The organism is Blautia sp. HCN-20427 (genome assembly GCF_037890365.1).
GTDB lineage: Bacteria > Bacillota > Clostridia > Lachnospirales > Lachnospiraceae > Blautia.
Window position 1 is genome coordinate 15,627 of the sequence record NZ_JBBKBX010000026.1, and the last position, 13,730, is coordinate 29,356.

The window sequence follows — 13,730 nt, forward strand, 5'->3', positions numbered from 1 at the left end:
AAAAACCAGGAGGTGAAAAGAAATGGCAGTAAAAATCAGATTAAGAAGAATGGGACAGAAGAAAGCTCCTTTCTATAGAATCATTGTTGCAGATTCCAAATCCCCAAGAGATGGAAGATTCATCGAAGAGATTGGAACATATGACCCAACTCAGGAACCAAGCGTATACAAAGTAGACGAAGAAGCAGCTAAAAAATGGCTTGCAAACGGTGCTCAGCCAACAGAGGTTGTTGCTAAAATCTTCAAACTGGCTGGTATCGAAAAATAATCCGGGAGGTAATTTGTAATGAAAGAATTAGTAGAAGTAATTGCAAAATCTCTCGTAGATTCTCCTGAAGAAGTCGTTGTGACAGAAACAGAAGAAAACGACGCTATCCTTTTGGAACTCAAGGTTGCCCCTGCGGATATGGGGAAAGTAATTGGCCGCCAGGGCCGCATTGCCAAAGCTATCCGTACTGTGGTAAAGGCCGCGTCTTCCAAAGGTGAGAAAAAGGTTGTCGTAGATATTTTACAGTAATAACAATCATGAAAGGGGTTGTCGCATGAACAGCAGTGTGACAGCCCCTTTTTTATCATACCGGGCCCAAAGACCGGGAGAAAGAGGAGTATATAATATAGATGGAAGATTTATTGCAGGTAGGCGTGATTACCACAACCCACGGTATTCGCGGAGAGGTAAAAGTATACCCCACCACAGACGACGCCCACAGATTTGACTATCTGGAAAGTGTGCTTCTGGATACAGGAAAAGAACTGTGTGAACTGGAAATCCAGCGGGTGAAGTATTTCAAACAATTTGTTATTTTGAAATTCCGTGATGTGGACAATATTAACGATATTGAGCCTTACAAGGGAAAAAGTCTTTATGTCACCAGAGATTTTGCCGTACCTTTGGAAGAAAATGAATATTATATTGCAGACTTAATAGATATGGACGTATTTCTGGAGGACGGCTCTCTTTTCGGTACTTTAAAAGATGTCATGGAGACCGGGGCCAATGATGTGTATGTGATTCACACCACAGATAAAAAAGAGGTACTGGTTCCTGCTATCAAAGACTGTGTCAAAGAAGTAGACGTAGAGCAGAATAAAATGATTATTCATCTGCTGAAAGGACTGTGCTAGGAGGGAAATCATGAAGTATCATGTATTGACGCTGTTTCCGGAAATGATTGAAAATACCGTAAATACCAGCATTACGGGGAGGGCCTTAAAAAGCGGAAAAATTTCTCTTCATACGGTAAATATCCGGGATTTTGCTGATAACAAACACATGCGGGTCGATGATTATCCCTATGGCGGAGGCGCCGGTATGGTTATGCAGGCCGAACCGGTTTTCAGAGCTTATGAATCTGTGCGAAAAGAATCCCAGGCAGCCCGGCAGGGAAAAAAGCCCAGATGTATTTACCTGACGCCTCAGGGACAGGTATTCCGCCAGACCATGGTAGAGGAACTGGCTATGGAGGAAGAGCTGATTTTCCTCTGCGGTCATTACGAGGGGATTGATGAGCGGGTACTGGAGGAAGTGGTGACAGATTATGTGTCCATCGGGGATTATGTGCTGACCGGGGGAGAACTGGCGGCCGCTGTTATGATTGACGCTATTTCCCGTTTTGTACCCGGTGTGTTGAACAATGAGGAATCCTCTCAGTTTGAGTCCATGCAGGACAATCTGTTGGAATATCCACACTATACCCGCCCGGAAGAGTGGAATGGGAAAAAGGTGCCCAAAGTGCTTCTTACAGGCGACCACAGCAAAATTGAGGCGTGGAGGCTTAAGCAGTCTGTCAAAAGAACAAAAGAGCGCCGTCCGGACCTGCTTTCTAAAAACAGACCTGTGACAGCGGCATATTTCAGTCCCACAGAGGGTACGAAAAGGGCCACAGAACTGCTTATGAGCTGTCTGACCCAGAATCCGGCGTATCTGGACTTGACCAGAAGGAAATTCCGAAAACAGAAGCATGTATTTAAAGAGCAGGAGCTTCTGGTGGCTGCGGCTCCGGTATACGGAGGACAATTGCCTCAGGTAGAGAGTGGTATTTTCTCTTCTCTGCAGGGAAACAGGACGCCCTGTATTCTGGCAGCTGCGTATGGCAACCGCCATTACGAGGATACACTGGCTCAGATGAAGGAAATTCTCACAAGACAGGGGTTTGTTTGTATTGGCGCCATAGCTCCGGTGATTCCGCACATTTATTCAGCGAAGCTGGGAATGGGAAGACCGGATGACAAAGACCTGGAAATCTTCCGGAAGTTTGCCGTTGCTGTGAAAAAAAAGCTGGAAGAAGCGGAAAATAGTGTGCTTTTGGAAACAGACGTACCGGGAAATCCAAAACCTGAGCCCAAAGCTATGAAACCAGTGGAAAAAAGCTTTGCGCGGGAAGCGTGTACGGGCTGTCAGGCCTGCGTGCAGAAATGTCCGGTAAACGCCATTTCCATGGAAACGCTGGAGATCCGGCCGGACAAGTGTTTAAACTGTATGCGGTGTACAAAGGTCTGTCCCACAGGTGCCAGAACTTTTGAGGCCGGTCAGGTGCGGGACTATCTGGAAAGCAATTATGCTGCGCCGAGAGAAGTGGAGTATTTCCTGTAAAAAAATTCAGCAAGGAAAAAACCTTGACAACAGCAGACAGGCATAGTATAATCAAACCTGTTGTAAAAAGAGATGGTCCTCTGCTGCTGATTGCATTAAGAACATCCAGGATAAAAGGAGAAAAATCATGAACGAAATTATTAAAAACATCGAAGCTGCTCAGATGAAAGCTGAAGCACCGGAATTCAACGTAGGTGACACTGTAAGAGTTCACGGAAAAATCAAAGAAGGAAACCGTGAAAGAATCCAGATTTTTGAAGGTGTTGTATTAAAGAAACAGGGCGGAAGCAACCGTGAAACATTCACAGTAAGAAAAACTTCCAACGGAATCGGCGTTGAAAAAACATGGCCATTACATTCCCCTAACGTAGAAAAAGTAGAAGTTATCAGACGCGGTAAAGTAAGACGTGCGAAACTGAACTACTTAAGACAGCGTGTAGGTAAAGCAGCTAAGGTTAAAGAATTAGTAAAATAATAACGTAAGCATGACAGAGGGTGTTGCAGTAGTGGCACCCTCTGTTTGTTCATCATGCGGATGAATTTATGCGGGGACGGGGTGACAGGATTGAGCAGAAAAAGAAAGAAAAAAAATATCAATATAGAAGAACAAAAAGATTTGGCGCTGGAATTTATCAGAAGCGAAACGGGACGCCGGGTGTTCGGCTGGGTGTTTCAGATTGCAGTGGCCCTTGCTCTTGCGGCTGTAGTGGCGATTTTCTTTTTCCAGAGTATCAGTATGCAGGAAAGCAGTATGGAGCCAACCTTCCAGACCGGTGAGCGGTTTTTCATCAACAAGGTGGTCTATAAGCTGGGAGACCCCAAAAGGGGAGATGTGATTGCTTTTACCAAGGATGGCAAGGATAATGCGGCAGTGCACATCAAAAGAGTGATTGGTCTTCCTGGAGAAACCATACAGATTAAAGACGGACAGGTATATATTGACGGAAAGCTGTATGAGGAAAGTAAGGAATTGTCGCAGATCAGCAATGCCGGTCTGGCTGATGAAGGGGTGACGCTGAAAAAGGATGAATATTTCGTCCTGGGAGATAACCGGAATAACAGCGAGGACAGCCGTTTTGCAGAAGTGAAAAACGTAAAGAAAAAATATATCTTAGGGAAACTCTGGTTTCGGATTTCGCCCTTTGATTCTATGGGATTTTTAAAAGACTGACAGAAAAGAGAGGATAAGTATGAATTATCAATGGTATCCCGGCCATATGACAAAGGCCAAACGTATGATGCAGGAAAATATTAAGCTGATAGATTTGATTATTGAGGTGGTAGATGCCAGAATTCCTCGTTCCAGCAGGAATCCTGATATCGATGAGCTGGGGAAAAATAAGGCCAGACTCATACTTTTAAATAAGGCGGATTTAGCGGACGAAAGAGAAAATGAAAAGTGGGCTCAGTATTTTCAGGAGAAGGGCTATTACACGGTAAAACTCAATGCAAAAAGCGGTGCAGGCATTAAAAACGTTCTGCCTGCGATTATGGAATCCTGTCAGGAAAAGCTGGAGAGAGACCGGAAACGAGGAATTAAAAACCGTCCTGTCCGGGCTATGGTAGTGGGAATTCCAAACGTGGGAAAATCTACGTTTATCAATGCCTTTGCAGGAAAGGCCTGCACAAAAACCGGAAATAAACCGGGAGTTACCAAAGGAAAACAGTGGATTCGCATTAATAAAAATGTGGAGCTTCTGGATACGCCCGGAATTCTCTGGCCCAAGTTTGAAGACCAGAGCGTAGGTGCCAAGCTGGCTATGGTGGGCTCTATAAAGGATGAAATTTTGAATCTGGAAGAACTTTCGCTGGAGCTTCTCGGATGCCTTCATGAATTTTACAAAGGGCTTTTGGAGAAGAGATATGAACTGACAGAATCCGATGACCGTTTATCTATGCTGACACAGATTGCGGAGAACCGGAAGTGTATTCAGAAGGGAAATGAACTGGACTATTTAAAAGCTGCCAACATATTTCTGGAAGAATTCCGAAACGGAAAAATCGGAAGAATCACTTTGGAAAGACCAGAGCAGTAGAGGGGAAACAGGAAATGAAAAGTATTCAGGAAATAAAAGAAGAACTGAAAAGAGCGCCGGAGGAGGAACTTCCGGCGCTTTGCGCTCTTTATCAGGAAGACGGACGGAAAGGGGTTCAGAGCCTTCTGCAGCAGGCGAAGAAACGTCTGGAGCGTCTGGAGCGGGAAAAACAGCGTATAGAAGCTATGAGAGCGTATGAAGAACAGTACGGTCATCTGGGATATATCTGCGGTATTGACGAAGTGGGAAGAGGGCCTTTTGCAGGTCCTGTGGTGGCAGGCGCAGTTATTTTGCCCAGGGACTGCCGGATTCTCTATATCAATGATTCCAAACAACTGTCGGAGAAGAAAAGAGAAGAACTGTATGAAGAGATTCTGGAGAAGGCGGTAGCTGCAGAAGTGGGATATGCTTCGCCTGCCAGAATTGACGAAATCAATATTCTTCAGGCAACCTACGAGGCCATGCGGGAAGCTGTCTCCAAGCTGCCTGTAAAGCCCCAGATTCTCTTAAACGACGCGGTGACCATTCCCGGAATTGACATTCCCCAGGTGCCCATTATCAAGGGAGACGCAAAAAGCATTTCCATAGCAGCGGCCAGTATTGTGGCAAAGGTTACCAGAGACCGGCTTATGCGGGAATATGATAAAATCATGCCCCAGTATGGTTTTGCCTCTAATAAGGGCTATGGTTCCCAAGCACATATAGAAGCCATTCAAAAATACGGTCCCACCCCTATTCACAGGCGTTCTTTTATCCATAATGTGCTGGGAGAACAAGAATGACAGGAGAAAAAGAGAACGGCTCCAAAAGAGAGCTGGGATTTCAGTATGAAGAAGAGGCTGTCCGCTACTTGAAAGACCAGGGATACCGGATTTTGTGCCGGAATTTTAGCTGCAGGCAGGGAGAAATTGACATTGTAGCCAAAGAGGGCTGTTATCTGTGCTTTGTGGAAGTGAAATACCGCGGTACAGCCAGATGGGGAGACAGCCTCTCTGCAGTGGATTTTCGGAAACAGCAGCGGATATCCAGAACCGCCCTGTATTATCTCGCCAGACACGGATATGGGACAGAGACACCCTGCCGCTTTGATGTGGTGGGGATAACGCCCACAGGGACAACACTCATAAAAAATGCATTTGAATTCAGAGGATAGAAGTATGGAATTACAAGAAAAAAATGATGTCCTTTTTTTGTCTTATCCGGCTTTTTCGGAACTGCCGGGATTTTATCATGGCTTTTCTACCAGAAAGGGAGGGGTAAGCAAAGGGATTTATGCCTCTATGAACCTTAGTTTTACCAGAGGAGACAAGGAAGAGGATGTGAGAGAGAATTACCGGAGAATAGCAGAAGCCATTGGCTTTTCTGCGGACAGCATTGTATGCGCAGACCAGACCCATACCACCAGGGTACGAGTGGTAACGGAGGAAGACCGGGGAAAAGGGGTGACAAGGCCAAAAGATTATCAAGAGGTAGACGGGCTGGTTACGAATGTGCCGGGAGTGACGCTGGCTACTTTTTATGCGGACTGTGTTCCTTTGTTTTTCATAGACCCGGTAAACCGCGCCGTAGGGCTGTCTCATTCCGGATGGAGGGGTACCGTAGGCCGTATGGGAGCGAGGACGCTGGAGGTTATGGAGAAGCAGTACGGCACCAACCCGGAAAGCGTGTATGCGGCCATAGGCCCTTCCATCTGTCAGAAATGTTATGAGGTCAGCGGGGATGTAGCGGAACAGTTCCTGGCAGAATTTGCTCCTTACCGGGAGGACAAAACCCTGATTTACAAAAAAGAGAATGGAAAATACCAGCTGAATCTGTGGCGTGCCAATGAACTTGTGCTGACAGAGGCAGGGATACGTCCCCGAAATCTGAGTTTTCCTGACCTTTGCACCTGCTGCAATCCCGAATTGCTGTTTTCCCATCGGGCCAGTAAGGGGAAAAGAGGAAACCTCTGCGCCTTTCTCGGAATAAAAAATCAATAGGAGAAGTGCATAAAATTTACAGGACAGATAAAGTAGTATTACATAAATGTTACGAAAAGTTAAAAAAATGCTGTTCTTTTTTGAATTTTTGTGTTATAATCAGTTTCGTTAGTGAAAAGGAGCTTTGATTATATGAAGAAAAAAACAAGTACAAGCCTGCTTTTGGGTCTGTTAGCGACCAGCCTGGTTGCGGCCCCTTGTTACGGTTCTGCTACTCAGAAAAAGATTTCAGCAGCACAGAATACGCAGCAGGAAAACCAGAAACAGTTAGACAATGCCCAGGGGAGAATCGATAGCTTGGAATCCAAGAAAAACGATTTAGAAGGGTACTTGAAAGAGTTGAATCAACAGCTTAGTGAATTAGGGGAGAATTTACAGGAGATTCAGACTCAGTCAGAGGAGAAACAGACAGAACTGGAAAAGCTCGAGAAGGAACTGGCAAAGGCTCAGGAAAAAGAAAAAGAGCAGTATGACAGCATGAAGCTTCGTATCCAGTACATGTATGAAAACTCAGACAATTCCTATATGACACTTTTGTTGGAAGCTGACAGCTTTACAGACTTTTTAAGTCAGGCGGAAAATATGACGGAAATGACAAAGTATGACCGCAAGATGCTGGAAGAGTACAAAGAAACCACAGAAGAAATCAAGGAAAAAGAAGAGAGCATTAAAAAGGAACAGGAAGAACTGGAAACCCTGAAACAGGAAAGCCTGGACAAGCAGGATGAAATTACAGCCGTGGTAAAAAGCACCAGAGGTCAGATTGAAACCTACGAAAGCCAGATTTCCGCAGAACAGACCAGTGCGAAAGCACTGCTCAGCAAAATCGAAAGTCAGAAAAATACCATTGATAATCTGATTAAGCAGCAAAAAGATGAAGAGGCTGCACAGATTCTGGCTGAAAAACAGGAACAGAATTCTGCTTCATCCCAGAATAATTCCGGCGTCTCACAAGAGACAGCACAGCCAAGCGCGCCGGAATCTCAGGATAACAGCCAGAATCAGAATTCCCAGTCGCAGCAGGAGGAAAGCACTACACCGCCTGTCCAGCAGGAAGACAGTCAGAATGAGTCCCAGCAGGACAATTCCCAGGGAAAATATCTGGGGAAATTTACACTGACAGGTTACTGTAACTGTGAGAAGTGCGGAGGTCATTCCAGCGGACTGACAGCCAGTGGAACTACACCGGTACAGGGAAGAACGATTGCCATGGGCGGTGTTCCATTTGGAACCAAGCTGTTGATTAATGGCAACGTGTATACCGTTGAGGACAGGGGAGTTCCATACGGACATGTGGATATTTTCTTCAACAGTCATGAAGAAGCCTTGCAGTTCGGAAGGGGTTCTGCTGATGTTTATCAGATAAACTAAAATCATACATAAAAAAAGAAGGCCGATGGCCTTCTTTTTTTACTTTAATATCTGTTTAACAGACGGTTGATTTTATCAGTGGTGCTGCGGACTTTTTCCACAGACAGGTCATGGTTTAAAATATCCATGATACTTGCCAGATATTTGCTCATGTCAGCTTCCAGATAATACGGACGTTTTAAGAGTTCCGGATTCCGGTAGTTCAAGTTGGTGGTGATAACACGATAAATATATTCGTTTTCATAATACTCATCGAATTTTTCCAGACCGTCTGTGAACAATCCGAAAGTTGTGCATACAATGACGCGTTTTGCCTTGCGGTCTTTTAACTTTTTGGCTACGTCTAACATACTTTCGCCGGAGGAAATCATATCGTCGATGACAATGACGTCTTTGCCCTCCACAGAATCTCCCAGGAATTCATGAGCAACAATGGGGTTTCTGCCGTTTACTACCGTGGAGTAGTCCCGGCGTTTGTAGAACATACCCATATCCACGCCCAGAATATTGGAGAAGTACACGGCTCTTTGCATGGCGCCTTCATCCGGGCTGATAATCATCAGATGTTCATTGTCAATCTTAAAGTCATCAATAGAAGCACATAATGTCTTTAAGAACTGGTAAGTAGGCATAAAGTTATCAAAACCGGACAGCGGAATCGCATTCTGCATACGGGGATCATGGGCGTCAAAAGTGATGATGTTGGATACACCCATACCCACCAGTTCCTGCAGAGCTAAAGCACAGTCCAGAGATTCTCTTTTGCTTCTCTTGTGCTGGCGGCTCTCATACAGGAAAGGCATAATCACATTAATGCGGTGAGCTTTTCCTGCTGCCGTAGCGATAATTCGCTTTAAATCCTGATAATGGTCGTCCGGTGACATGTGGTTTACATGACCGCACATATTGTAAGTTAAGCTGTGGTTGCACACGTCTACCATAACGAACATATCCGCGCCGCGGATGGATTCATTCATCACACCCTTGGCTTCTCCAGAGCCAAAACGCGGGCATTTGCAATCAACTAAAAAGGTGTTCTCAGCATACCCACGGAAATTCAGACCTGACTGATTGTGGGAATCTAATTCTTTACGAAACTGTACCAGATGAGCATCCACCTGAGCAGCCAGATGAGAGCAGCTTTCCAAAGCGGCAATCTTAATAGGCGCTACGGGAATGGACTTTTCCAGCAAACTGATATTAACCATAGTGACCTCCATTTTCGGTTTTTTAACATAATTTGATAGAATAAAACACAATTACACAATAAGTTATAACATTCGACAAGTACAACCGTCAAGGAAAACTTATTGCTTTTTTTCTGTAATGTTGGTATTATAAGAAATAACGGGCATTTGCAGGAGGAAGAAAATGAAAGATTGCCGACATAAAATCAGCCGGGTAAAGGAAGGAAGTATTGCCTGGGAACTGGAACTGCAGCCGGGAGATGAGCTGCTCTCCATTAACGGGGAAACAATAGAAGATGTGTTTGATTACCATTACCTGGTAAATGACGAATATATAGAACTTCTGGTGCGCAAACCAGACGGAGAAGAGTGGGAGCTGGAAGTAGAGAAAGAGTTTGAGGAGGATTTGGGACTGGAATTTGAAAACAGTCTGATGGACGAATACCGTTCCTGCAGAAACAAGTGTGTGTTCTGCTTTATTGACCAGATGCCTCCGGGTATGCGGGAAACTCTCTATTTTAAAGATGACGATTCCCGCCTGTCTTTTCTTCAGGGAAATTATGTGACGCTGACCAATATGAGCGACCATGATATTGACCGGATTATCCACTATCATTTGGCTCCTATTAATATTTCTTTTCAAACCACCAATCCCCAGCTTCGCTGCAAAATGCTGCACAATCGCTTTGCGGGAGATATTTTTCCAAAAGTGCAGCGGCTTTTTGAAGCAGGTATTGAAATGAATGGACAGATTGTTCTGTGCAGGGGCTTAAATGACGGGGAAGAACTGGAGCGCAGTATTTCGGACCTTGCGAAATATCTGCCCCATTTAAAGAGCGTTTCTGTGGTCCCTGTGGGACTGAGTAAGTACAGAGACGGACTCTATCCTTTAGAGCCCTTCACAAAAGAAGATGCAGAGCAGGTGATAGATACCATTGAAGTGTGGCAGACGAAGTTTTTCCCTCAGTATGGGCTGCACTTTGTGCATGCCAGTGATGAGTGGTATCTGCTGGCAGAAAGAGAACTGCCGGAAGCAGACCGCTATGACGGGTATCTGCAGCTGGAAAACGGTGTGGGCATGCTTAGGCTTCTGGAGGAAGAAGTGCAGGAGGCGCTGGAAGCCAGAGACGGAGACGGGCGGCAGAGAACGGTTTCTTTTGCCACAGGACGTCTGGCTTACCCTTATATCGCGCGGTATGCCCGGGAGATTCAGAAAAAGTATCCGGGAATGGAGATAAAAGGGTATGAAATACGAAATGACTTTTTTGGAGAAAAAATTACGGTATCCGGTCTTCTTACGGGACAGGACATTACGGCTCAGCTAAGGGGAAAAGAACTGGGAGAGTATCTGCTTCTGCCCTGTAATCTTTTAAGAAGCGGGGAAGAGGTTTTTCTGGATGATAAGACCGTAGGGGATATTGAGCAGGAATTGGGAGTTCCTGTAAAAATTGTAGAAGAGAGCGGCGCAGATTTCGTGGCCGCAGTTTTGGAACAGGAAACAGAAAGAACACAGAAAAGGAGACAAATGTATGAGCAAACCGATAGTAGCAATTGTTGGCAGACCTAATGTAGGAAAATCCACGCTGTTTAATGCACTGGCAGGAGAGCGGATTTCTATTGTAAAGGATACCCCAGGTGTGACCAGAGACCGGATTTATGCAGAAGTGACCTGGCTGGACAAGACTTTTACCATGATAGATACCGGTGGTATTGAGCCGGAAAGCAAGGATGTTATTCTATCTCAAATGCGGGAACAGGCACAGATTGCCATTGACACCGCAGATGTGATTGTTTTCATGACAGATGTAAAACAGGGACTGGTAGATGCAGACGCCAAGGTGGCAGACATGCTCAGAAGAAGCAATAAACCTGTAGTGCTGGTAGTCAACAAAGTGGACAGTTTTCAGAAGTTTATGATGGATACTTATGAATTTTATAATCTGGGTATTGGAGAACCGGTGCCGATTTCCGCAGCTTCCATGCTGGGGCTGGGAGATATGCTGGAAAAAGTAGTGGCCCATTTTGATGAACACGCAGGAGAGGAAGAGGAGAGCGACATTCCGAAAATTGCCGTAGTGGGAAAACCCAATGTGGGAAAATCTTCCCTGATTAATAAAATTCTGGGAGAGGACCGCGTGATTGTTTCCAACATCGCCGGCACTACCAGAGATGCCATTGATACCCTGGTAGAGTACAATGGGAAAGAATACACTTTTATTGATACGGCAGGTCTTCGCCGGAAAAACAAAATTAAGGAAGAACTGGAGCGTTACAGCATTATCCGTACTGTCACTGCTGTAGAACGGGCCGATGTGGTGGTTATGATGATAGACGCTACAGAGGGGGTGACAGAGCAGGACGCGAAGATTGCCGGCATTGCCCATGACAGGGGAAAAGGTGTAGTCATTGCCGTAAATAAGTGGGATGCCATTGAGAAAAATGACAAAACCATCTATAAATTTACAAATAAAGTGCGGGAGACTCTTTCCTATATGCCGTATGCAGAAATTATGTTTATTTCCGCCCAGACGGGACAGAGAATTCCAAAATTATTTGAGACGATTGATATGGTGCTGGAAAACCAGACGCTGCGAATTCAGACAGGCGTGTTAAACGAAATCGTCACTGAGGCTATTGCCATGCAGCAGCCGCCGTCTGACAAGGGGAAACGCCTGAAAATCTTCTATACCACACAGGTAGCTGTCAAACCGCCGACCTTTGTTATTTTTGTCAATGACAAAGAATTAATGCATTTTTCTTATACCAGATATCTGGAAAATAAAATCAGAGAAGCCTTTGGGTTTAAAGGAACTTCCCTGAAATTTATTATTCGCGAGCGCAAAGAAGGAGAATAAAAAGAAATGTTGGTGCGAATGATTTGTCTGGCAGTGGGATATGTATGCGGACTGTTTCAGACGTCTTATATCTATGGAAAAAAGCAGGGGATTGATATCCGGGAACACGGCAGCGGCAATGCGGGAAGCACCAATGCCCTTCGGACACTGGGAAAGAAGGCGGGGGCGCTGACGCTTCTGGGAGACTGTCTAAAGTGTGTAGCGGCTATCTGGATTATCCGTCTGATTTTTGCCTCTCACGGAGGCAGTGATTTGCTTTTGCTGGAGCTGTATGCGGGAGCTGGCTGTATTCTGGGACATAACTTTCCTTTTTATCTGAACTTTAAAGGGGGGAAAGGAATTGCGGCTTCTGTGGGACTTTTGCTGGCTCTTGACTGGAGACTGTTTCTGGTTTGTGCGGTGCTGTTTTTCGGTGCGTTTTTCCTGACCCATTATGTGTCCCTGGGCTCCCTGCTGGCCTATCTGGGATTTGTCATTGCCTTGATTGTGTTTGGACAGATGGGAACTTATGACTGTACGCAGAGGGCGCTTTACGAAATGTATGTTGTAGCGGCAGGACTTATGCTTTTGGCATACTGGAGACACAGACAGAATATTGTGCGTCTGCTTCACGGAAATGAAAACAAAATTTTTCTTGGAAAAAAGAGGTGAATGCTTTGGCAAAAGTAAGTGTACTTGGAGCAGGAAGCTGGGGGACAGCCCTTGCTGTCTTGCTGACCCAAAATGGTCATGAAACGATTCTGTGGTCTCACAGACAGGAGCAGGCAGAAGAACTTGCCAATAAGCGGGAGCATGAGGCAAAACTCCCGGGAGTCACCCTTCCGGAAGAACTGGAAATTACTGCTGATTTTGAGAGGGCTTTGACAGGCCGGGATGTGCTGGTGCTTGCTGTGCCTTCTGTAGCTGTGCGGAGTACGGCGCGGCGCATGTGTCCTTATATCAAACAGGGACAACTCATTGTCAATGTGGCAAAGGGCATTGAAGCCCATACACTCACCACGCTGACGGATATGATAGAAGAAGAGATTCCCGGTGCCCAGGCCTGCGTTCTCTCCGGACCCAGCCACGCAGAAGAAGTGAGCCGGGGATTGCCTACCACCTGTGTAGTAGGTGCAAAGAAATGGGAAATTGCAGAATATCTGCAGAATATTTTTATGAATCCTATTTTTCGGGTATACATCAGTCCTGATATTCTGGGTATTGAGCTGGGCGGAGCGCTGAAAAATGTCATTGCCCTGGCAGCGGGAACGGCAGATGGACTGGGATACGGTGACAATACCAAGGCGGCTTTAATCACCCGGGGGATTGCGGAAATTTCCCGTCTGGGAATTGCCATGGGAGCCAGAGCCGATACCTTTTACGGGCTGTCCGGTATCGGGGATTTGATTGTAACCTGCGCCAGCCGCCACAGCCGCAATCGGAAAGCCGGTTTTCTCATGGGACAGGGAAAGACCATGGAAGAAGCCATGGCAGAAGTAAACATGGTGGTAGAAGGCGTTTATTCTGCAAAGGCGGGGCTGGAACTCTCCCAGAAGTACCAGGTGGAAATGCCGATTATCCATCAGGTAAACAAAGTGCTGTTTGAGGGAAAAAATCCTGCAGAAGCAGTGAGAGAACTTATGGTAAGAGATAAAAAAATAGAATCCTGGGACAGCGCCTGGGAATAGGGATAGAAATATAAAAATTCTGCCCCGTCAAAGCACATATGG

The 13,730-nt window shown here is 45.7% G+C and carries 16 protein-coding genes; 15 read left to right on the forward strand and 1 reads right to left on the reverse strand.

Features of this window, described 5'->3' with window-relative positions; all coding sequences use genetic code 11:
- Window positions 1-22 precede the first annotated feature (22 nt).
- The 11 genes from rpsP (at window position 23) to WKT17_RS13785 (ending at window position 7,979) form a co-directional block, all read left to right on the forward strand.
- Window positions 23-268 carry a 30S ribosomal protein S16 gene (gene rpsP, locus WKT17_RS13735; protein ID WP_111919888.1) on the forward strand — a complete coding sequence of 82 codons (246 nt, stop codon included), beginning with the start codon at window positions 23-25 and terminating at the stop codon, window positions 266-268.
- 18 nt (window positions 269-286) lie between these two features.
- Window positions 287-517: a KH domain-containing protein gene (locus tag WKT17_RS13740; RefSeq protein ID WP_173749482.1), complete on the forward strand. Its 231-nt coding sequence runs from the start codon at window positions 287-289 to the stop codon at window positions 515-517.
- Window positions 518-618: 101 nt separating this feature from the next.
- On the forward strand, window positions 619-1,125 hold the full coding sequence (rimM, locus tag WKT17_RS13745) for a ribosome maturation factor RimM (RefSeq protein WP_173749481.1): 507 nt from the start codon (window positions 619-621) through the stop codon (window positions 1,123-1,125).
- A gap of 10 nt (window positions 1,126-1,135) precedes the next feature.
- Window positions 1,136-2,593: a tRNA (guanosine(37)-N1)-methyltransferase TrmD gene (trmD, locus tag WKT17_RS13750; protein ID WP_291683351.1), complete on the forward strand. Its 1,458-nt coding sequence runs from the start codon at window positions 1,136-1,138 to the stop codon at window positions 2,591-2,593.
- Window positions 2,594-2,720: 127 nt separating this feature from the next.
- Window positions 2,721-3,068: a 50S ribosomal protein L19 gene (gene rplS / locus WKT17_RS13755; protein ID WP_111919885.1), complete on the forward strand. Its 348-nt coding sequence runs from the start codon at window positions 2,721-2,723 to the stop codon at window positions 3,066-3,068.
- An 81-nt stretch (window positions 3,069-3,149) separates the two neighbouring features.
- Window positions 3,150-3,764 carry a signal peptidase I gene (lepB, locus tag WKT17_RS13760; protein ID WP_370779222.1) on the forward strand — a complete coding sequence of 205 codons (615 nt, stop codon included), beginning with the start codon at window positions 3,150-3,152 and terminating at the stop codon, window positions 3,762-3,764.
- Between the two features lie 19 nt (window positions 3,765-3,783).
- Entirely contained in the window at window positions 3,784-4,629 is an 846-nt protein-coding gene (gene ylqF, locus WKT17_RS13765; protein ID WP_173749478.1) for a ribosome biogenesis GTPase YlqF, read from the forward strand.
- 14 nt (window positions 4,630-4,643) lie between these two features.
- Window positions 4,644-5,411 (forward strand): ribonuclease HII, encoded by a 768-nt coding sequence (locus WKT17_RS13770; RefSeq protein ID WP_173749477.1) that lies wholly within the window; start codon window positions 4,644-4,646, stop codon window positions 5,409-5,411.
- Window positions 5,408-5,782, forward strand: a complete 375-nt coding sequence (locus tag WKT17_RS13775; RefSeq protein ID WP_173749476.1) for a YraN family protein — start codon at window positions 5,408-5,410, stop codon at window positions 5,780-5,782. Before WKT17_RS13770 ends, WKT17_RS13775 begins: the two co-directional genes overlap by 4 nt.
- Window positions 5,783-5,786: 4 nt before the next feature.
- Entirely contained in the window at window positions 5,787-6,608 is an 822-nt protein-coding gene (gene pgeF, locus WKT17_RS13780) for a peptidoglycan editing factor PgeF (RefSeq protein ID WP_291683350.1), read from the forward strand.
- Between the two features lie 132 nt (window positions 6,609-6,740).
- Window positions 6,741-7,979, forward strand: a complete 1,239-nt coding sequence (locus WKT17_RS13785) for a PcsB-like coiled-coil domain-containing protein (RefSeq protein ID WP_291683349.1) — start codon at window positions 6,741-6,743, stop codon at window positions 7,977-7,979.
- Window positions 7,980-8,023: 44 nt separating this feature from the next.
- Here WKT17_RS13785 and WKT17_RS13790 read toward each other — a convergent pair whose 3' ends face one another.
- Entirely contained in the window at window positions 8,024-9,187 is a 1,164-nt protein-coding gene (locus WKT17_RS13790) for a ribose-phosphate pyrophosphokinase (RefSeq protein ID WP_173749473.1), read from the reverse strand.
- Window positions 9,188-9,350: 163 nt separating this feature from the next.
- Between WKT17_RS13790 and WKT17_RS13795 the strand changes: the two genes are divergently transcribed.
- Genes WKT17_RS13795 through WKT17_RS13810 form a run of 4 tightly spaced genes read left to right on the forward strand, consistent with a single transcriptional unit; the run spans window position 9,351 to window position 13,688 of the window.
- The gene (locus WKT17_RS13795) at window positions 9,351-10,733 is read left to right on the forward strand and encodes a DUF512 domain-containing protein (protein WP_291683348.1); all 1,383 of its coding nucleotides are present in this window, start codon (window positions 9,351-9,353) and stop codon (window positions 10,731-10,733) included.
- Entirely contained in the window at window positions 10,696-12,021 is a 1,326-nt protein-coding gene (der, locus tag WKT17_RS13800) for a ribosome biogenesis GTPase Der (protein ID WP_173749471.1), read from the forward strand. Before WKT17_RS13795 ends, der begins: the two co-directional genes overlap by 38 nt.
- A 6-nt stretch (window positions 12,022-12,027) precedes the next feature.
- Complete coding sequence (plsY, locus tag WKT17_RS13805) at window positions 12,028-12,672, forward strand: glycerol-3-phosphate 1-O-acyltransferase PlsY (protein WP_173749470.1); 645 nt, start codon at window positions 12,028-12,030, stop codon at window positions 12,670-12,672.
- 5 nt (window positions 12,673-12,677) lie between these two features.
- Window positions 12,678-13,688 (forward strand): NAD(P)H-dependent glycerol-3-phosphate dehydrogenase, encoded by a 1,011-nt coding sequence (locus WKT17_RS13810; protein ID WP_291683347.1) that lies wholly within the window; start codon window positions 12,678-12,680, stop codon window positions 13,686-13,688.
- Window positions 13,689-13,730 lie beyond the last annotated feature (42 nt).

What these genes read in the sequence shown, in the direction of transcription:
- plsY (WP_173749470.1), top strand. Translation starts at nt 12,028, where the DNA reads ATGTTGGTGCGAATGATTTGTCTGGCAGTGGGATATGTATGCGGACTG.
- rimM (WP_173749481.1), top strand. Translation starts at nt 619, where the DNA reads ATGGAAGATTTATTGCAGGTAGGCGTGATTACCACAACCCACGGTATT.
- rplS (WP_111919885.1), top strand. Translation starts at nt 2,721, where the DNA reads ATGAACGAAATTATTAAAAACATCGAAGCTGCTCAGATGAAAGCTGAA.
- trmD (WP_291683351.1), top strand. Translation starts at nt 1,136, where the DNA reads ATGAAGTATCATGTATTGACGCTGTTTCCGGAAATGATTGAAAATACC.
- WKT17_RS13790 (WP_173749473.1), bottom strand. Translation starts at nt 9,187, where the DNA reads ATGGTTAATATCAGTTTGCTGGAAAAGTCCATTCCCGTAGCGCCTATT.
- WKT17_RS13770 (WP_173749477.1), top strand. Translation starts at nt 4,644, where the DNA reads ATGAAAAGTATTCAGGAAATAAAAGAAGAACTGAAAAGAGCGCCGGAG.
- WKT17_RS13740 (WP_173749482.1), top strand. Translation starts at nt 287, where the DNA reads ATGAAAGAATTAGTAGAAGTAATTGCAAAATCTCTCGTAGATTCTCCT.
- rpsP (WP_111919888.1), top strand. Translation starts at nt 23, where the DNA reads ATGGCAGTAAAAATCAGATTAAGAAGAATGGGACAGAAGAAAGCTCCT.
- WKT17_RS13785 (WP_291683349.1), top strand. Translation starts at nt 6,741, where the DNA reads ATGAAGAAAAAAACAAGTACAAGCCTGCTTTTGGGTCTGTTAGCGACC.
- WKT17_RS13775 (WP_173749476.1), top strand. Translation starts at nt 5,408, where the DNA reads ATGACAGGAGAAAAAGAGAACGGCTCCAAAAGAGAGCTGGGATTTCAG.
- ylqF (WP_173749478.1), top strand. Translation starts at nt 3,784, where the DNA reads ATGAATTATCAATGGTATCCCGGCCATATGACAAAGGCCAAACGTATG.
- pgeF (WP_291683350.1), top strand. Translation starts at nt 5,787, where the DNA reads ATGGAATTACAAGAAAAAAATGATGTCCTTTTTTTGTCTTATCCGGCT.
- WKT17_RS13795 (WP_291683348.1), top strand. Translation starts at nt 9,351, where the DNA reads ATGAAAGATTGCCGACATAAAATCAGCCGGGTAAAGGAAGGAAGTATT.
- der (WP_173749471.1), top strand. Translation starts at nt 10,696, where the DNA reads ATGAGCAAACCGATAGTAGCAATTGTTGGCAGACCTAATGTAGGAAAA.